17 protein-coding genes are annotated in these 18730 nt (G+C 45.8%); 6 read left to right on the top strand and 11 right to left on the bottom strand.

Going from position 1 to position 18730, the window contains the following annotated elements:
• Positions 1-3: 3 nt before the first annotated feature.
• The gene (gene acnB / locus MDMS009_RS14255; protein WP_008292216.1) at positions 4-2535 is read right to left on the bottom strand and encodes a bifunctional aconitate hydratase 2/2-methylisocitrate dehydratase; all 2532 of its coding nucleotides are present in this window, start codon (positions 2533-2535) and stop codon (positions 4-6) included.
• A 117-nt stretch (positions 2536-2652) separates the two neighbouring features.
• On the opposite strand from acnB, the gene purB reads away from it, so the two are divergent.
• Genes purB through MDMS009_RS14235 form a run of 4 tightly spaced genes read left to right on the top strand, consistent with a single transcriptional unit; the run spans position 2653 to position 5934 of the window.
• Entirely contained in the window at positions 2653-4020 is a 1368-nt protein-coding gene (gene purB / locus MDMS009_RS14250) for an adenylosuccinate lyase (protein ID WP_008292271.1), read from the top strand.
• A 3-nt stretch (positions 4021-4023) separates the two neighbouring features.
• Entirely contained in the window at positions 4024-4524 is a 501-nt protein-coding gene (locus tag MDMS009_RS14245) for a DUF7931 domain-containing protein (RefSeq protein ID WP_043888397.1), read from the top strand.
• A complete protein-coding gene (locus MDMS009_RS14240; protein WP_008292197.1) occupies positions 4521-5318 on the top strand; it encodes a secretin N-terminal domain-containing protein in 798 nt (265 codons plus the stop codon). Before MDMS009_RS14245 ends, MDMS009_RS14240 begins: the two co-directional genes overlap by 4 nt.
• Before the next feature lie 13 nt (positions 5319-5331).
• On the top strand, positions 5332-5934 hold the full coding sequence (locus tag MDMS009_RS14235; protein WP_008292054.1) for a nitroreductase family protein: 603 nt from the start codon (positions 5332-5334) through the stop codon (positions 5932-5934).
• Between the two features lie 5 nt (positions 5935-5939).
• Here MDMS009_RS14235 and MDMS009_RS14230 read toward each other — a convergent pair whose 3' ends face one another.
• From MDMS009_RS14230 to MDMS009_RS14185, 10 genes are all read right to left on the bottom strand, one after another.
• Entirely contained in the window at positions 5940-6977 is a 1038-nt protein-coding gene (locus MDMS009_RS14230) for a GGDEF domain-containing protein (RefSeq protein ID WP_008292190.1), read from the bottom strand.
• A 25-nt stretch (positions 6978-7002) separates the two neighbouring features.
• Positions 7003-8214, bottom strand: coding sequence for an argininosuccinate synthase (locus tag MDMS009_RS14225; protein WP_008292228.1), 1212 nt, complete (start codon positions 8212-8214; stop codon positions 7003-7005).
• 105 nt (positions 8215-8319) lie between these two features.
• A complete protein-coding gene (locus MDMS009_RS14220) occupies positions 8320-9120 on the bottom strand; it encodes a DNA adenine methylase (RefSeq protein ID WP_008292276.1) in 801 nt (266 codons plus the stop codon).
• Positions 9121-9227: 107 nt separating this feature from the next.
• Positions 9228-10985, bottom strand: coding sequence for a dihydrolipoyl dehydrogenase (gene lpdA / locus MDMS009_RS14215; RefSeq protein WP_008292086.1), 1758 nt, complete (start codon positions 10983-10985; stop codon positions 9228-9230).
• On the bottom strand, positions 10982-12298 hold the full coding sequence (gene aceF, locus MDMS009_RS14210; RefSeq protein WP_008292274.1) for a dihydrolipoyllysine-residue acetyltransferase: 1317 nt from the start codon (positions 12296-12298) through the stop codon (positions 10982-10984). The genes lpdA and aceF overlap by 4 nt, the downstream gene beginning before the upstream one ends.
• Before the next feature lie 3 nt (positions 12299-12301).
• A complete protein-coding gene (aceE, locus tag MDMS009_RS14205) occupies positions 12302-14956 on the bottom strand; it encodes a pyruvate dehydrogenase (acetyl-transferring), homodimeric type (protein ID WP_008292225.1) in 2655 nt (884 codons plus the stop codon).
• Positions 14957-15150: 194 nt separating this feature from the next.
• Positions 15151-15807, bottom strand: coding sequence for a protein-methionine-sulfoxide reductase heme-binding subunit MsrQ (locus MDMS009_RS14200; protein ID WP_237700536.1), 657 nt, complete (start codon positions 15805-15807; stop codon positions 15151-15153).
• Complete coding sequence (gene msrP / locus MDMS009_RS14195) at positions 15761-16720, bottom strand: protein-methionine-sulfoxide reductase catalytic subunit MsrP (protein WP_008292099.1); 960 nt, start codon at positions 16718-16720, stop codon at positions 15761-15763. The genes MDMS009_RS14200 and msrP overlap by 47 nt, the downstream gene beginning before the upstream one ends.
• Before the next feature lie 9 nt (positions 16721-16729).
• Positions 16730-17350, bottom strand: coding sequence for an HvfX family Cu-binding RiPP maturation protein (locus tag MDMS009_RS14190; RefSeq protein WP_043888396.1), 621 nt, complete (start codon positions 17348-17350; stop codon positions 16730-16732).
• Between the two features lie 69 nt (positions 17351-17419).
• Positions 17420-17764: an HvfA family oxazolone/thioamide-modified RiPP metallophore gene (locus MDMS009_RS14185; protein ID WP_008292033.1), complete on the bottom strand. Its 345-nt coding sequence runs from the start codon at positions 17762-17764 to the stop codon at positions 17420-17422.
• Positions 17765-17865: 101 nt separating this feature from the next.
• Between MDMS009_RS14185 and MDMS009_RS14180 the strand changes: the two genes are divergently transcribed.
• Together MDMS009_RS14180 and MDMS009_RS14175 are read left to right on the top strand one after the other, a co-directional pair.
• Positions 17866-18477 carry an RNA polymerase sigma factor gene (locus tag MDMS009_RS14180; RefSeq protein WP_008292254.1) on the top strand — a complete coding sequence of 204 codons (612 nt, stop codon included), beginning with the start codon at positions 17866-17868 and terminating at the stop codon, positions 18475-18477.
• Positions 18478-18481: 4 nt separating this feature from the next.
• Entirely contained in the window at positions 18482-18721 is a 240-nt protein-coding gene (locus MDMS009_RS14175) for a hypothetical protein (RefSeq protein WP_008292218.1), read from the top strand.
• Positions 18722-18730 lie beyond the last annotated feature (9 nt).

The raw sequence follows: 18730 nt of genomic DNA, 5'->3' as shown, positions 1-18730 counted from the left end.
GCACTAACTTGCCGCGCGGCGATATTCATCCAGTTCGTTAAAGTTCAGATAACGGTAAATTTCCGCGGCCATCGGCTGAATACCCGCCACCGCTTCCAGATACTCGGCGACTGTTGGCAGTTTACCCATGCTAGCTACTACCGCCGCCAATTCCGCTGATGATAAATATACATCGGCGTTATTACCCAAACGGTTAGGGAAGTTGCGTGTTGACGTCGAAACCACCGTTGCACCATCTGCAACCCTTGCTTGGTTACCCATACACAAAGAACAACCCGGCGTTTCGGTACGCGCGCCTACTCGACCAAAGGTGCTATAAACGCCCTCTTCGGTAAGTTGATGCTTATCCATCTTGGTCGGTGGCGCTACCCATAGTTTCACCGGCAGACTATTCATATTCTCGAGTACTTTGCTGGCTGCACGATAATGACCAATATTAGTCATGCATGAACCGATAAACACTTCATCGATATTCACACCCTGGACCTCTGACAACGGTTTCACATCATCAGGATCATTCGGGCAAGCAAGCAGTGGCTCTTTGATTTCATTCAAATCGATCTCAATAACTGCCGCATAATCAGCATCAGCATCAGGCGACAATAACTGAGGGTCATCTAACCACGCTTTCATCGCATCAATTCGACGTTGTAATGTGCGCTCATCTTGATAGCCTTCGTCAATCATCCATTCCATCAAAGAAATATTAGATTTCAAAAATTCAATGATCGGCTCTTTATCGAGATGGACCGTACAACCATTGGCACTTCGTTCTGCGGAAGCATCGGATAATTCAAATGCCTGCTCAACTTTCAGGTCTGGCAGACCTTCGATTTCCAGAACGCGACCGTTAAAGATATTTTTCTTACCTTTTTTCTCTACCGTCAGCAGTCCCTGTTGAATCGCCGCATAAGGAATCGCATTCACCAAATCACGCAATGTAATGCCCGGCTGCATTTCACCCTTGAAGCGAACCAATACTGATTCGGGCATATCCAGTGGCATCACGCCCAAAGCAGCACCAAATGCCACCAAGCCGGAACCTGCCGGGAAGCTGATACCAATCGGGAAGCGGGTATGTGAGTCACCGCCGGTACCGACGGTATCCGGCAGAATCATACGATTAAGCCATGAGTGAATAATGCCATCACCCGGACGCAAGGAAACACCACCACGAGTACTCATAAAGTCTGGTAGCTCATGTTGCAGTTTAATATCGACGGGTTTCGGATAGGCGGCAGTGTGACAAAAAGACTGCATAACCAAGTCAGATGAAAAGCCAAGACAGGCCAATTCTTTCAGTTCATCACGCGTCATCGCCCCGGTTGTATCCTGCGAGCCCACCGTAGTCACTGTCGGCTCACAATAGGTATTAGGACGAACCCCTTCAACACCACAGGCACGACCCACCATTTTCTGGGCTAAAGTGAAGCCTTTACCTGTATCAACCGGATCAACAGGGCGCACGAAAATATCTGATGCTGGCATGCCTAATGTTTCACGCGCTTTATCAGTCAAACCACGACCAATGATCAGCGGAATACGACCACCGGCACGCACTTCATCTGCCAGCGTTGTCGGTCGCATAGTGAACTCACTGATAACATCACCCGCCTCATTTAGGACCTTGCCCTCATAAGGCAGCACAGTGATGATGTCACCGGTTTCCATGTGCTGAACATCACACTCGATCGGCATCGCGCCTGAATCTTCTGCGGTATTGAAAAAGATAGGTGCGATATTATTGCCCAATATGACGCCACCCTGACGTTTATTAGGTACATAAGCTACATCGTGGCCCATGTGCCATAACACAGAGTTAATCGCTGATTTTCGTGACGAACCGGTACCCACGACATCACCGACAAATGCTAATGGATAGCCCTTCTCTTTGAGTTTTTCGATTTTTTCAATGCCGTCTGGCATGCTGCTCTGCAACATCGCTTTAGCATGTAGCGGAATATCGGGGCGACTCCATGCTTCACGCGCTGGTGACAAATCATCGGTGTTGGTTTCACCTGGGACCTTAAAGACAGTCAAGGTGATTTTGTCTTCCAGCTTAGGACGAGACGTAAACCATTCGGCATCAGCCCATGATTGCAAAACACGTTTTGCATGGTCATTGGTTTCGGCCTTTTCAACCACATCATGATAGGCGTCGTACACCATCAACGTTTTGCGTAAGGCTTTTTCAGCAGCATCCGCAGTCGCAGCAATATCCAATAGCTCAATCAAAGACTGAACATTGTAGCCACCCATCATCGTACCGAGTAATTCGGTTGCTCTGACCTGACTAATCAAATCACACGATGTTTCGCCTTTGGCAACATCAGTTAAGAAGCCTGCTTTTACATAAGCAGACTGATCCACACCGGGCGGCACACGATGAATCAGCAAATCAAGCAGCGTTTCGCTGTTTGCATCACCTTGTTTCAGTAGTTCGACTAGTGCCGAAACTTGCTCAGCATTCAGCGGTAATGGCGGCAGCCCTTCTTGAGCCCGTTCTTCGACATGTGATTGATATTCGGTCAGCACAGATTTTCACCCCAAAGTTAGGAATTAAACGATAGCATTTTACCTGAAAGCATCTGAGGCAAGCGAACTCTGCTATAATTTTGCACAATTTTCTAACTAAGTTTCATCGGAGTATTCATGGATTTATCCGCTTTAACCGCGATTTCACCGGTTGATGGTCGCTATGCTGGAAAAACCGAAGCCTTGCGCCCTTTTTTCAGTGAATATGGTTTGTTAAAAGCACGCGTAGAAGTTGAGCTACGCTGGCTTCACCTGCTTGGCAACAATGCCGACATTCAGGAAGTGCCTAAGCTCAGTCAAGACGCAGAAACTTTTCTGAATAATATTATCGCCGACTTCTCTGTTGACGATGCTGCTGAAATTAAAGCGATTGAACGTGAAACCAATCATGACGTGAAAGCGGTTGAATACTTCATCAAACGTAAATTCAAAAGCAATTCCGAGTTAGATGCTGTCAGTGAGTTTGTGCATTTTGCCTGCACCTCAGAAGATATTAATAACACAGCTTATGGCATCATGCTGAAAAATGCGCGTGAACAAGTTATTTTGCCGGAAATGGATACCTTGATTGCTGCCATCCGCAAACTCGCGCTAGAACACGTCAATACACCGATGATGTCACGCACGCACGGTCAGCCGGCATCACCGACAACCTTGGGTAAAGAACTGGCGAATGTTGTGCAGCGTCTTGAGTTACAACGTACACATGTCGCGGCTGTATTGCTTTACGGCAAGATGAATGGTGCTGTTGGTAACTACAACGCCCATTACTCAGCTTATCCCGATGTTGACTGGCCAATGATGGCTCACGCCTTTGTCACCGGTTTAGGTTTGCGTTGGAATCAATACACCACCCAGATTGAGCCACATGATTACATGGCGGAACTGTTCCAGGCCATGATTCGCTTCAATACCGTTCTAACGGATTTCTGTCGTGATGTCTGGAGCTATATTTCAATCGGTTACTTCAAACAAAAAACAGTGAAAGGTGAGATCGGCTCATCAACCATGCCACATAAGGTCAACCCTATCGACTTTGAAAATGCGGAAGGTAACTTAGGGCTGGCAAATGCAGTGTTTGATCATTTAGCCTTGAAATTACCCATTTCACGCTGGCAGCGCGATCTGACTGATTCCACCGTTCTACGTAACCTGGGTGTAGGCTTTGCTCACTCCTTGCTATCATATAGCTCTGCGTTAAAAGGTATTAGTAAATTGGATCCAGCGCCTGAAGCCATGGCCGCGGATCTTGATGCAAATTGGGAGTTACTCGCTGAACCGATTCAAACTGTCATGCGTCGCTACGGCATCGAAAACCCGTATGAAAAGCTCAAAGACCTGACTCGTGGTCAACGCGTGAACAAACAAATCATGCAAGACTTCATTGATGGACTGGACATGCCGCAAGAAGCCAAAGACAAACTAAAAGCCATGACCCCAGCGAATTACCTTGGTAATGCGGCGGCACAGGCTAGCAATATTTAAATTATGGTTGAGCAGACTCCGACTGACGAAGGCATTATTTTTTTCGACAGTCGGGATCATGCTGCCCAAGTGGCCTTAGAACTGATCAAACACGCACGCCAAGAAATTTGCTTTTTTGGTCCTTTGATTGATCCCGTTTTATTCGATAATGAGCTCGCTATTGTGCAACTCAGTGAGTTTTCACGACGCAGCCCACGGAGCAAAATTCGCTTTGTGGTGTGTGATACACGTAAAAACGTAGCGCAAAGTCATCGATTTATTCCCTTAGCACAACGCCTGACCAGTAAAATAGACATTCACATTGCCAGCAAAAAGCATCAGAAATTACGCAGTATGTTTATGCTAGTAGATAACAACGCCTATTTATTCTGTCCTAATGCAGAGCGGTATTACGGTAGAGCTGAATTGGCGGCACCTGCTGAAGTTCGTGACAGGCAGCAGCAGTTTGATGAAATTTGGAGTCATAGCAAACAAGACATCAATACAAGGCGCTTAAACCTATGAAAATCTTGCTGTTATTCATTATTTTCGTTGTGATGATGCCGCTGAGTGCTGATACGGATATTCATACCATTAATCTAAAACATCGACTTGCTACTGATGTATTGCCACAAATTGAAGATTTCTTACCTGAAACGGCAACAATTCGTGCCTATGGCAATATGCTAATCTTGAAATCCGACCGCGCTACATTGGCAAATGTTGAACAACTACTGGCAAAACTGGATGTCGCACAGCAATCGGTTATCGTCAGTGTTATGCGTAGCTATGACACAATCAGACAGCACAAAGGTGGTTCTAACCAAGTCGATATCAACGTAGGCGATGACGTATCGGGTCGCGTCGCGATAAACCGCTGGTCCACCAACAACAATCGTGATGATAATCAGCAATACCGTGCCCGTGGTGTCTCAGGACAAGCGGTCACCATCAGCTTAGGCGAAGATATACCGCAACATCGTCACCTGCTGTTTGTTGACCGCTATGGTGATATATCAGTGGCTAAAGATACCCAATACATTGCGACCGAAAATGGATTTAGAGCAATTCCTTTTCTGTTACCAGATAATCGAGTGAAAGTTGAAATTCATCCATTCTTCAGTAAGCTATCTGCCAGCAATGGCGTAACGCAAAACAGCGATGTCATCACCACCGTCGTTGGTTCGGTCGGAGAATGGCTAGAGATTGGACGCATCACTGAAAATTCACAGCAACTAGACCAAGGTGTCACAACCTATAGCAGTCACGGTAGCGAGCAAGAAACCATCTATTTGAAAGTCGAAACATCCTCAAAATAATTCAAGAGACGTTATGAACACAAAACAAGCGATCGTCAATCGACGGTCTGTGAAACACTACGACCCCGAACACCAAATGACCGATGCTGAAATTACCGAATTAATGGAGCATGTAATTCTCTCACCAACGGCATTTAATCTGCAGCACTGGCGTTTTATTCATGTGGTCGATAAAGAAAAACGTGAACAAATCAAACAAGCCAGTTGGGGGCAATCACAGGTCGCTGATGCATCCGCATTGTTTGTTGTATGTGCCGATCTCAACGCTTGGGAAAAAGATCCGCAACGTTATTGGCGTAACGCCCCTAAAGAAGTGCAAGACTTCATGCTGCCATCTATTGAGGGCTATTACACCAACCACCATCAGGGTATGCGTGATGAGTGTTTTCGTTCTGCCAGTCTGGCGTCAATGACTTTAATGTTGATGGCTAAAGAAATGGGCTATGACTCTTGCCCAATGGACGGGTTTGACTTTGATAAAGTCGCACGTTTGATTGATTTACCCCATGACCACATTATTGTGATGATGATAACGGTAGGGAAGAAAATTCAAGATGCCAGACCACGTGCGGGTCAGTTAGCACTGAGTGAAGTGCTGTTTACAGATAGCTTTTAACAGATTTAAATAATCGGTGGGGGTGCTTCTGAAACGCAGTTGCGCCCTTTTCGTTTTGACATATACAACGCTCTGTCTGCGCGCTGCATGAAGCTCTCCACGCCTTCAGTCGGAACATAACGTGCTACCCCAAATGACATCGTAATTTGTCCCAGTGATTCGCGTGTATCTTTGCGCTGAATACGTTTCGATGCAATTTCTTTACGAATATTATCAGCCAAGATTTTTGCATTTTGCAGGCTGGTGTTGAGTAGGATGATAGAAAACTCTTCACCACCATATCGAGCAACGAGATCACGACCTTTAACACTGTCTTTCAATGTGTTGGAGACCACTTTCAGGACTTGATCACCGACCAAATGGCCATGTTTATCATTCACTTCTTTGAAGATATCCAAGTCACAAAATAATATGCACACATCCAGACCACTGTTATCTGCATCTTGGGTCACTTTTGTCACTAGTTCATCAAATGCTTTGCGATTCGCCAGGCCGGTTAAGGTATCCGTTTTCGCTTCGCGCTTACTTTGATCTAACTCTTTTTTTAGTGTCTGTACTTCAGCAACAGCAGTGTTAAGTCGCTCAGTTAACTGTTCCCCGTTCGACATGGCTTGGCGCGTTTCATCGAGGATTTGCTCCACCACCTCATGCACTTCTTGAGGTGACATATCACGGTTAATCCGTGTCAGAAGTTCAGCTAAGTGATTGTTGGAGCGGTCAGTTTGAGCCACGGTGCTGTATACAAAGCTAATCACTTCTTTCAGCAACCGTGCCAACTCCTGGCGCATTTCGACAACTTGAACCAGCTCTTTTTCAACATTGAAAAATTGCTCGTAAACGCCTGTACATTGTGATTCTGTCAGTATCGGATTGTCTGTAAGCATAGCCTGCAGTTTTTCAGACAACTCAGCATTTGCCCCTGAAACATGCTCATACCAAACAGCATAATTATCAGGGGTCATTGGCACGCCGTGTTTTTTCATCAACGGCAGTGCCAAACGCATATTTTCTGCGGCTTTATCAGATAATTCGCTGTAATCCATTACACATTCCTCAACCGTTAAGCTGTTAGCGTTTTTTGTTACCGGCGATTTTCAAACGCAGAGCATTCAGTTTAATAAAACCTTCTGCATCTTTTTGATCATAAGCGCCAGCGTCATCTTCAAAGGTCGCGATAGACTCATCAAACAGACTATCTGTTTTTGATTCACGCCCAACCACAATAACATTACCTTTATAGAGTTTCAGTCTAACCTCACCGTTGACGGTTTTCTGTGACTCATCAATCATAGCTTGCATCATGACACGTTCTGGTGCCCACCAATAACCGTTATAGATCATTTGGGCATAACGCGGCATCAGTTCATCTTTCAAATGGGCAACTTCACGATCAAGCGTCAATGACTCGATTGCACGGTGTGCCTTTAACATGACTGTACCTGCAGGTGTTTCGTAGCAACCACGAGACTTCATACCCACATAACGATTTTCAACGATATCTAAGCGACCAATACCGTTTTCACCAGCGACTTTGTTCAAGTAGGTCATTACTGTTGCCGGTGACATGCGTTCACCATTGATAGCAACAATATCACCATTTTCATAAGTCAGTTCCAAGTAAGTAGCTGTATCAGGTGCATCCTCAGGTGACACCGACCAGCGCCACATAGATTCTTCAGGCTCTGCCCACGGATCTTCTAGAATGCCACCTTCATATGAAATATGTAACAGGTTTGCATCCATTGAGTAAGGTGATTTTTTCCCTTGCTTCATTTCGACTGGAATGCCGTGGGTTTCTGCGTAATCCAAGAGTTTTTGTCGTGACAGCAAGTCCCATTCGCGCCATGGTGCAATAACTTTGATATTGGGGTTCAGTGCATAGGCGCCGAGTTCAAATCGGACTTGGTCGTTACCTTTACCCGTAGCACCGTGCGATACAGCCTCAGCACCAGTTTCACGTGCAATCTCGACTAAACGTTTGGCAATAAGCGGTCTAGCGATGGAGGTACCAAGCAGGTATTCCCCTTCGTATATAGCATTCGCTCTAAACATCGGGAACACATAGTCACGCGCAAACTCTTCACGTAAATCTTCAATAAAGATTTCTTTGATGCCTAGCGACTTCGCTTTGGCGCGGGCTGGTTCTACCTCTTCACCCTGCCCGAGATCGGCTGTAAAGGTCACAACCTCTGAGTCATATTTATCCTGCAGCCATTTCAAAATGACGGAAGTATCCAGACCACCTGAGTAGGCCAAAACGACTTTGTTAATCTTAGACATATTGAAATGCAATCCTCTAAAACTTGAGTTAGCGCTTAGTCAATTACCCTAAAGTGGGTATCGGAAGCGTAGTGAATATCTTGAAAATCTAAAGCCGTTATTGTATCAAAATCCGCGCAAGGCGAGCACTTCTTTGACCGCTTGACGTTGATTTCCTTTACAACTAATCAGTCTGGGTGCATCCAAATAACGTAAACGAAAGCCTAATTCTCGATATAGGGTTTTAATTCGATCTGTGGCTTGATTCGACAAGATAACAGGGCCTTTGTGTTGACTAAGCCATTCGGCTAGCCTCACCTGATCATCCCAGTTAAAGCCTTGCTGTGAATATTGATGAAATGGTGTGTCGTAGGGGGGATCAGCGTATATGAAGTCAGCACTATCGACATGCAAGTCTTCAAAGTCGACATTGCTGAACTGCCACTGTGATAGCACTGGCTGATAATGGCTGAAATCAGTTTGATAGTTGATCGTTTTATAACGGCCAAATGGAACGTTATAGCCACCTTTTTTGTTAAAGCGACACAAGCCGTTGTAACCAGTACGATTGAGGTAGTAGAACAGTTGCGCTGCAAGCTTTTGTGCTTGTGGATCGCCGTTAAGCTGATTGAATCTTTCCCGACACTGATAATAAGCCTGCTCTTGATTTAGCAACTCAATATCCATCTGCAAACCGTTTTGCAGGTGTTGATAAAAGTTAATCAGAGCAGGATTAAGATCGTTGAGTAAAGCGCTTTGTGGCTTTAGTCCCAGAGCAACAGACAGCCCTCCACAAAATGGCTCAACTAAGCGTTTGTGCTGATGTTTTTTCCAGTACTTTTGTAACTCATTTATTAGCCAGCGTTTGCCCCCTGCCCACTTCAAAGGCGGTTTCAACATGGTGAGTTGTTCAGCTTTATTCGCCATCCTGTTTGCCAGCTCGATCTTTCTCACAAAAAAACGGGCATCCCCACGCAAAGCGCAAGCATGCCCTGATTTTATTAAGACTGGCTATTGCCAGTTATTTGCAGCATTTATTTTGAATGCAGGGTTTTACGCGGTGGCATCAGATCAGTAATGCTACCTTCTGCCATTTCAGCCGCAAAGCCTAATGTTTCTGACAAGGTTGGATGCGGATGAATCGTCAGACCGATATCTTCGGCATCGGCGCCCATTTCAAGAGCCAGAACCGCTTCTGCAATCAGCTCACCGGCATTCGGGCCTACAATACCTGCGCCAATTAAGCGACCACTGTCTTTTTCAAACAAAGCTTTGGTCAGGCCTTCATCACGTCCCAAACTCAAGCTACGGCCACTGGCAGCCCATGGAAAGGCACCTTTGACATAATCAATACCCTGCTCTTTGGCTTCATCTTCGCTCAAGCCCATCCATGCAACTTCAGGATCGGTATAGGCAACAGATGGAATCGTCAGCGGCTCAAACACTGATTTTTGACCGGCAATAACCTCAGCAGCCACTTTACCTTCATGTGTCGCTTTGTGTGCCAACATCGGTTGGCCAACAATATCACCGATAGCAAAAATATGCGGCACATTGGTACGCATCTGACCATTGGTCGGAATAAAGCCTTGATCGGTCACAGCCACGCCTGCCGCTTCGGCATTGATTAGCTTGCCGTTAGGTGAGCGTCCCACAGCGACCAGAATCTTGTCGAATGTCTCTTGCTCTGGCACGTCTTTGCCTTCAAGACTGACCAATAAACCGTCTTTTTGAGGTTCAATTTTGCTGACTTTTGTATTCAGGTAAATATTTTCATACTTATCCTGAACACGCTTAAGTAGCGGTTTGACGATATCTTTGTCAGCGCCTGGAATCAGACTGTCCTGCATTTCTACTACGGTAATTTTAGAGCCTAAGGCGTCATAAACCGTTGCCATCTCCATGCCGATAATGCCACCACCAATAACCAGTAGTTTTTTCGGTACATCTTCCAGCTCTAACGCATCAGTTGAATCCATCATGCGCGGGTCATCATGCGGGAAGACTGGGATTTTAGTCACGCGCGAACCGGCAGCAATAATACAGTTATCAAACGAGATCGTTTTGTCACCGTCACTGCCTTCAACTTTCAATGTATTCGGGCTAGTAAAGCTTCCCTCGCCCTTAACAATGCTGACTTTACGTTGTTTTGCCAACCCTTTGAGACCACCGGTCAGTTGATTAACAACGCTGTCTTTCCAGCCTGCCAATTCACGAAGATCAATTTCAGGCTTACTAAACTTGACGCCATGGTGACCCATTTCAGCAGTTTCATTGATGATTTGAGCCGTATGCAGTAATGCTTTGGAAGGAATACAACCAACATTCAGGCAAACACCACCAATACGTTCATGGCGTTCCACCATCACCACCGACTTACCTAAGTCTGCTGCGCGAAATGCAGCAGTATAGCCACCAGGACCTGAGCCCAGCACCAATACTTCAGCATGCATGTCGGCATCGCCTTCAGATGCTTTGGCTGGTGTCGGTGCAGCTTTTTCCGTTTTGGGTTCTTCAGCAGGTGCGGCCGTATTCGCATCCTCAGTAGCAGCCTCTTCGACTTCCACTGTTAAAATGACATCACCTTCAGCGACTTTGTCACCCACAGCCACTTTAAGACTGCTAATTTTGCCAGCAACCGTTGATGGAATTTCCATTGCTGCTTTATCTGATTCCAGTGTGATGATGTCTTGATTCTCAGACACCTCTTCACCTTCACTCACAAGCACCTCGATGATTTCTACGGCATCGAAATCACCAATATCGGGGACTTTAACCTCGATCACACTCATAGCAGCACCTTCCTGATATCTGACAACATCTGGCTCAACATCACGGTAAAGCGAGCTCCAGCTGCACCATCAATAACACGATGGTCATAGGAGATAGATAACGGCAGCATCAAGCGAGGCTCGAACTCTTTGCCGTTCCAGACTGGTTTCATGCTGTGGCGGCTGACACCAAGTATCGCCACTTCCGGTGCGTTAACGATAGGTGTGAAGAATTGACCACCAATGCCACCCAGACTCGAAATAGAGAAGGTACCACCTTGCATATCTTTGGCACTCAACGCACCTTCACGGGCTCGGGTGCTGACTTCGCCTAATTCACCGGCGAGCTCGAGGAAGCCTTTCTTATCGACATCCTTGATAACCGGAACCATCAGGCCATTCGGTGTATCCACTGCAACGCCGATGTTGTAGTAGTTTTTCAGGATCAGGCTTTCTTTATCTTCACTTAATGAAGCATTGAACTGTGGATATTCCTTCAAACAAGCAACAACCGCTTTCATAATAAAGACCAATGGGGTCAGGTTCACACCTTTTTTAGCCGCCATGTCTTTATTTTCTTTACGGAATTTATCTAGTTCGGTGATATCGGCTTCATCAAACTGCGTCACATGTGGAATATTTAACCAGCAAGCGTGTAAATGTTTGCCTGAAATTTTCTTAATGCGTGACAGCTCTTCTGTTTCAATATCGCCAAACTGTTCAAAATTGACTGTTGGAACAGAAGGTATCGCCGAACCACTTTGAGCAGGCGCTGCTGCTGGTGTTGTCAGCGCATGTTTCACATAACCCTGAACATCTTCTTTGGTGATGCGGCCTTTAGTACCTGTACCCGTTACCGAAGTGAGGACAACACCTAATTCTCGGGCAAAACGACGTACCGATGGTGACGCATGTGCACGACGAATACCTGATTTATTATCCGGTGCGTACGGGATAGCCTCGGTCAGTTCCTGCTGCTGAGCTGGGGTTTCTGCTTGTGGTGCAGGTTTTGTTTCTTGCTTCGGCGCTTCTGTTTTTGGCGCTGGTGCAGGCTCTTCAGTTTTCTCTTCTGTTGCCGGTGCCGCCGCAGCTTCAGCCACTTCCAGCATGGCGATAACCGTGCCTTCACTGACTTTATCGCCTACCGCCACTTTCATTTCTTTGATCACGCCTGCTTGCGATGCTGGAATTTCCATCATCGCTTTATCAGACTCTACAGTAATGACTTCTTGATTTTCATCAATGCTGTCACCTTCGGCGACGAGCACTTCAATGATTTCAACCGCATCGAAGTCACCAATATCGGGTACTTTTAATTCAATCAAATCTGCCATGATTTATGCCTTAACTGGGTTGATTGCATCCGCGTTAATGTTGTACTTCTTGATTGCATCAGCAACCACATCGTGCTTGATCTGACCTTCATCAGCTAAAGCATTCAATGTTGCAACGACAACATGGTAACGATCGACTTCGAAGAAGCTACGCAGGGCTTCACGGGTATCACTGCGGCCAAAGCCATCTGTACCCAGTACCGTGTAACTGCTCTTCACCCATGGACGAATCTGTTCAGCATAAAGACGAACATAGTCAGTCGCAGCGACCACTACACCCGGCTGATCATCCAGACATTCTGAGATGTAACTGCGTTTTTTCTCAGCAGTTGGATTCAAGCGATTAAAACGATCCACATCCTGACCTTCACGTACCAGCTCATTCATGCTGGTTGCACTCCAAACATCAGCAGACACTTTCCAGTCTTTCTCAAGCATTTCTGCCGCTGCTTCCACTTCACGCAGAATAGTGCCACTGCCCATCAATTGGGCTTTCAGTTTGTGTTTGCCACCAGATTTAAGCTGATACAAACCTTTGATGATGCCTTCTTCGCTACCTTCAGGCATATCAGGGTGTTTGTAGTTTTCGTTCATCGCGGTGATGTAGTAGAAGACATTTTCCTGCTTCTCATACATACGCTTCATACCATCATGAACGATGACAGCGACTTCATAGGCATAGGTCGGGTCATAGCTGATGCAATTAGGCACGGCATTCGCCATTAACAAGTTATGACCGTCTTGATGCTGCAAACCTTCACCGTTCAGTGTGGTTCGACCCGCTGTACCACCGATTAAGAAGCCTTTAGCCTGGATATCACCTGCCAGCCACCATAAATCACCGACACGTTGGAAACCAAACATTGAGTAATAAATGTAGAACGGCACCATGTTGGTGTTGTAGTTACTGTAAGCCGTTGCTGCAGAGACCCACTCAGCCATTGAACCGGCTTCGTTGATACCTTCTTCAAGAATTTGGCCTTTAGTATCTTCGCGATACCACATGACCTTACCTGAATCTTCCGGCTCGTAACGTTGACCTGAAGAGGAATAAATACCGACGCTGCGGAACAAGCCTTCCATACCAAAGGTACGCGCTTCGTCAGGTACGATTGGTACAATGTTTTTGCCGATTTTCTTATCACGAATCAACGCAGTCAGAACACGAACAAATGCCATTGTCGTGGATAACTCACGATCACCACTGGATTTCAATACCGCATCAAACGCTTTCAGCTCTGGAATTTCCAAAGCAGGCGCATTGTTATTACGTTTCGGCAAGAAGCCACCAAGCTCTTGACGACGTTCCATCAGATATTTTTTCTCTGGACTGTCATCTTTCAGCTTGATGAATGGGATCTTGTCAATCTCTTCATCAGTCACCGGAATATTGAAACGATCACGGAAACGTTTCATATGTTCCAGTTCCAGTTTCTTCTGTTGGTGAGTGGTGTTTTGACCTTCACCCGCTTCGCCCATGCCATAACCTTTAACGGTTTTCGCAAGAATAACCGTAGGCTGGCCAACATGCTCGGTAGCACGTTTATAAGCTGCGTAAATCTTACGTGGGTCATGACCACCACGGCTTAGGTGCCAGATATCTTCATCGGTCATATCTGAAACCATTTCTAGCAGTTCAGGGTATTTACCGAAGAAATGCTTACGAACATAAGCGCCGTCTTTAGCTTTGTAGTTTTGGTATTCACCATCGACTACTTCTTCCATACGCTTCAGCAATAAGCCCTCTGTATCACGTGCCAGCAATTGATCCCAACCACTACCCCACAATACTTTAATAACATTCCAGCCGGCGCCACGGAACAAAGCTTCAAGCTCTTGAACAATCTTGCCGTTACCACGCACAGGTCCATCAAGACGCTGCAAATTACAGTTAACGACATAAATCAGGTTATCCAGCTTTTCACGACCAGCCAGAGTAATAGCACCTAAAGATTCTGGTTCGTCCATTTCACCGTCACCCAGATACGCCCAGACATGGCGACCTTCAGTGGCAACGATTTCACGATCCTGCATGTATTTCATGAAGCGTGCTTGGTAAATGGCAAGAATAGGACCCAAGCCCATAGATACCGTTGGGAACTGCCAGTAATCAGGCATCAACCAAGGATGTGGGTAAGAAGACAGACCTTTACCATCCACTTCGAAGCGGAAGTTGTTAAGTTGGTCTTCTGTCAGGCGACCTTCAAGGAATGAACGAGCGTAGATACCGGGTGATGAATGACCTTGAACAAAGACCATATCGGCACCGTTACCGTATTCATCACCTTTAAAAAAGTGATTAAAACCCACGTCGTACAATGTAGCGGCTGACGAAAAGCTGGCAATATGACCACCGACCGAGCCGGGCTTCATATTCGCTTTTTGTACCATCGCCATCGCATTCCAGCGAATGTATGAACGCAGTTTATGTTCCATCGCCTGGTCACCAGGGATGCGTTCTTGCTGGTCAACAGGAATCGTGTTGACGTAGGCAGTATTGGCGCTGTACGGGAGGTTGATACCAGTACGGCGAGCCATATCAATGAGTTTTTCTATGATGTAGTGCGCTTTCTGTTCACCACCGGCCTCAATCACAGACTCGAGTGCGTCAAGCCATTCCTGAGTTTCCTGTGGATCGTGATCGACAAAATCAGTCATATATACCTTCTTAAATCATAACGCGATGAATAACAGCGGAACATTGTAACAGCTTTTATTTAAAATCATCGTTCAAACAGCCGCTCACAGCACCATTCCTGGATGGTTAAACCAAGAAATTTCTTTACTGTCGGAAAGTTACAGGCAGCTACCTTAGCTAGCCTGTTGTATTGAGTTTGCGAAAAAATATCCGCTTACGCCAATTTTTTTTGACGATACTGGTAAATGAGCCTCACAGCCAAAAGACCCGTGAGCAAGAAAATATAAATCACCGGCTCCCGAATATCGGCTTTGACCAACATCAAAAAGTGTAGACAGGCAGCGACTGCAACAAAATAAGTAAGTCGATGTAGCTTCTTCCATCGCTGACCGCCCAAACGTTTCATCATCTTGTTAGTAGAAGTAAAGACTAGTGGTAACAAGGCAATGAAGTTGATAAAGCCTACGGTGATAAAAGGGCGTTTGATAATGTCGCGCCAGATTTCACTCCAATCAAAAAATTGATCCAGCCCCAGGTACAGCAGCATGTGTACTGTCGCATAGAAAAAGGCATATAAACCCAACATGCGACGAAAACGTATTAATTGATTTATACCGGTCAACCAGCGTAGTGGCGTGACGCAAAGGGTGATCAGCAAAAACCGTAGTCCCCACAACCCACTACTTCGTGTCAGGGTTTCAACCGGGTTAACACCAAGCTGATCGGTCAGTAACCCCCACGCTAACGAAAAAAAAGGATACAGACAGACAATAAACAGCAACACCTTAAAGTGAACCAGTTTAAGCACACCGTCTGCCCGGCTTTTAGAAATAACGCTTGAGGTCCATGTCTGCATAGAGGTCAGCAACATGTTCACCATATCCATTAAACATCAGGGTTTCGCGCTTGAGAAATTCGCCAATCCGACGTTCTTTACGTTGACTCCAGCGCGGGTGGTCAACATTCGGATTCACATTGGAATAAAAGCCATACTCACTGGCGTTCGCTTTCATCCATGCAGTTTGTGGCATTTTCTCCACAAACCGAATACGCACAATTGACTTAATGCTTTTAAAGCCATATTTCCAAGGTACTACCAGTCGTAATGGTGCCCCGTTTTGGCCCAACAGCTCTTTACCGTACAGACCAACTGAAATAATCGTTAGTGGGTTCATCGCCTCATCAATGCGAAGTCCTTCCACATAAGGCCACGCCAACACATCACGACGCTGGCCGGGCATTTGTTCAGGGTCGTACAACGTCGTGAATTCAACGTATTTAGCCCGCGAATTAGGTTGTGCTTTTTTTAGCAATTCACCAAGCGGAAAACCAATCCATGGAATCACCATAGACCAGCCTTCCACACAGCGCATCCGATAGATGCGTTCTTCTAAGGTAAACGGTTTCACTAACTCGGCATAGTCATAGACACCGGGGTTATCACACTCGCCATCAATTTCTATTTTCCAGGTTTCTGATTCATCAGGAAACTCTGTTGCATACAATGACGGTGCCGATTTAGCCGTTCCGAACTCGTAAAAGTTGTTGTATGTTGTGATCGCCTCAAAGGTACTTTTCTCTTCATCCGTAGAGAAAGGACTTTTGCTCAAACCTTCATACTCTTTCAACTCATCGACCGGTTTAGCGAGGCCGATTGAGGGCAAGGCACTTGCTAAGCCCACTGAGATAGCCGTGTTTAAAAATTGGCGGCGGTTCTTATACACCTTGTAGTCTGTGACTTCAGAGTCAGATAAGTCCCACGGTTTTTTGTTGCGGATAAACATGTCATCACCTCAACTTTCAATACATCTCTTAGCAAACCAGTAATCCACACTGACATATTTGCCAGCACCGACAAAAAATAAGACCAGTAACATCACAAAATAAGTCGCGGCAAACTCGATACCATTGTTTAACACGACAAAGTTACCGGTTTCAGTCAACCAGCTGTAATTACCGTTTTCCTGCAAAATCGAACGCGCTCTGTCTAAGCGTTCGATGGCGCCATCTACATTTGGGGAAGCGAATGGACTCATTTTGTCATGAATCGCCTGCCAGCCATTGTGCCAATGAACCGTTGTTGCAGCGACGATCATGGTCACCATAAGTGGAATAGAAACCCAACGCACTGCCAACCCTAATAGCAACGCAATAGCGCCAAAATATTCAGCGCCCCAAGCCATATATGCCATCACTTCTGGAAACGGCAATCCCAATCCCCAGTCCGGATTCGCGAACCAGTTAATCGTATTTTCGAGAGAGCTATCAGCATCAAACGGATTCCATTTGTTGTTGGCAGCTACCCAAAACACTGGTGCTAAATACAAACGCAGTAGCAGTGGTGCCAAAAAGTCAGCGACGCGCGTTTTATCTAACAAGCCTTGTATGCCCTTAGCTATTCCACAAGTCGACATAGTGATTCTCCTTTTACAAATAAGGGCTCTTACGAGCCCTTATCCATATCCATTGGTGTGGGCTGCTAATTATTTATCGCCGCCACATTTAGCTTCACCACATTTACCTTCTTCGGCTTTTTTGTCAGCGCCGCATTTTGCTTCACCGCATTTACCTTCTTCGGCTTTTTTATCAGCACCGCATTTTGCTTCGCCGCATTTACCTTCTTCAGCTTTTTTGTCAGCGCCGCATTTTGCTTCACCACATTTACCTTCTTCGGCGTGATGTTCAGCTAACTGCATGTAGCCATTAGAGAGTTCTGCAGATGCAAATGGGTTAGCTTCAGCACTGGCGATACTTGGTGATAATGCCAAACCTGCAGTCATAGCAGCACTGGCAGCAATAGCAATTGATGTTTTCTTAGTTATAGCCATGGTTCTCTTCCTTTTTTGGTTTGAATAACAAAAACAACCAGCCATTCGTCAGCCAGTCTTGCTACCATAGACTTTTGTGATATGGATTTGTTACAAACTGAATGAAAAAAAACCATGCGTCTGCATCGACAGATGAAAAAACACTCATCGCTAAACTAATTGAAGGTGATGCCGCTGCTTTTGAGTTTGTTGTCACCGAATACCACAGTATTATGCTTGCAGTTTCTCGCGCTATCGTCGGTGAAGCCTTTGCCGATGAAGTGGTTCAGGATGCATGGATTTCCGCTATCAAAGCCCTACCTAATTTTGAAGGTCGTTCCAGTTTAAAAACCTGGTTGTTACATATAACCAGCAATGGCGCAAAAACGCGGCTACGGCGTGAAAGTCGTCAATTATCTTTAGATGATGGCTGGCAAGCTGAACCAGGTAGCAAATTCGACCACACAGGGCATCGCATAGATGATGTATTGCCTTGGAATGTCGATACCCCGGAGGCCTTGCTGGAAAACGATCAGCTTAGACAAGTGATTGAACATAGTTATCAGCAATTACCGGCCAATCAGCGTGCTGTATTAACAATGTATGACATGGAAGGTTTTGAGATGACAGAAATTTGTAACATTCTTGATCTCTCTTCGTCTAATGCAAGAGTCCTACTGCACCGTGCGCGGACAGCCTTGCACCACAGCATAGATAAATATCGGGAAAGTTAAACAGATGTTCGAATGTAAAGATGTCGCTGAAGAAGCAAGCAACTACCTAGAAGGTGATTTGCCACTAGGTAAGCGTATTGGTTTGTTTTTCCACATAGTGATTTGCAGTTGCTGCCGCGCGTATATTCAACAAATTCGTCAAACTATCAGAACCGTTGGTGTGGTGAAACCACGTGAACAAGCTAATGTTGATACACAAGCCTTAGCGGAACAACTGCGCGCGCTGTCAAAAAAAGATTCCTGACAGCACGCT

The organism is Methylophaga thiooxydans DMS010 (genome assembly GCF_000156355.1).
Classification (GTDB): domain Bacteria; phylum Pseudomonadota; class Gammaproteobacteria; order Nitrosococcales; family Methylophagaceae; genus Methylophaga; species Methylophaga thiooxydans.
The sequence above is the reverse complement of the archived record's forward strand: the minus strand, read 5'-3'. Positions and strand labels throughout refer to the sequence as shown.

Bases quoted from the DNA above. Each gene is read 5' to 3' on its own strand.
- purB (WP_008292271.1), top strand. From the start codon at position 2,653: ATGGATTTATCCGCTTTAACCGCGATTTCACCGGTTGATGGTCGCTAT.
- MDMS009_RS14225 (WP_008292228.1), bottom strand. From the start codon at position 8,214: ATGTCTAAGATTAACAAAGTCGTTTTGGCCTACTCAGGTGGTCTGGAT.
- MDMS009_RS14175 (WP_008292218.1), top strand. From the start codon at position 18,482: ATGTTCGAATGTAAAGATGTCGCTGAAGAAGCAAGCAACTACCTAGAA.
- MDMS009_RS14240 (WP_008292197.1), top strand. From the start codon at position 4,521: ATGAAAATCTTGCTGTTATTCATTATTTTCGTTGTGATGATGCCGCTG.
- MDMS009_RS14190 (WP_043888396.1), bottom strand. From the start codon at position 17,350: ATGTCGACTTGTGGAATAGCTAAGGGCATACAAGGCTTGTTAGATAAA.
- MDMS009_RS14185 (WP_008292033.1), bottom strand. From the start codon at position 17,764: ATGGCTATAACTAAGAAAACATCAATTGCTATTGCTGCCAGTGCTGCT.
- MDMS009_RS14245 (WP_043888397.1), top strand. From the start codon at position 4,024: ATGGTTGAGCAGACTCCGACTGACGAAGGCATTATTTTTTTCGACAGT.
- msrP (WP_008292099.1), bottom strand. From the start codon at position 16,720: ATGTTTATCCGCAACAAAAAACCGTGGGACTTATCTGACTCTGAAGTC.
- MDMS009_RS14200 (WP_237700536.1), bottom strand. From the start codon at position 15,807: ATGTTGCTGACCTCTATGCAGACATGGACCTCAAGCGTTATTTCTAAA.
- MDMS009_RS14220 (WP_008292276.1), bottom strand. From the start codon at position 9,120: ATGGCGAATAAAGCTGAACAACTCACCATGTTGAAACCGCCTTTGAAG.
- lpdA (WP_008292086.1), bottom strand. From the start codon at position 10,985: ATGAGTGTGATCGAGGTTAAAGTCCCCGATATTGGTGATTTCGATGCC.
- MDMS009_RS14230 (WP_008292190.1), bottom strand. From the start codon at position 6,977: ATGGATTACAGCGAATTATCTGATAAAGCCGCAGAAAATATGCGTTTG.
- MDMS009_RS14235 (WP_008292054.1), top strand. From the start codon at position 5,332: ATGAACACAAAACAAGCGATCGTCAATCGACGGTCTGTGAAACACTAC.
- aceE (WP_008292225.1), bottom strand. From the start codon at position 14,956: ATGACTGATTTTGTCGATCACGATCCACAGGAAACTCAGGAATGGCTT.
- MDMS009_RS14180 (WP_008292254.1), top strand. From the start codon at position 17,866: ATGAAAAAAAACCATGCGTCTGCATCGACAGATGAAAAAACACTCATC.
- aceF (WP_008292274.1), bottom strand. From the start codon at position 12,298: ATGGCAGATTTGATTGAATTAAAAGTACCCGATATTGGTGACTTCGAT.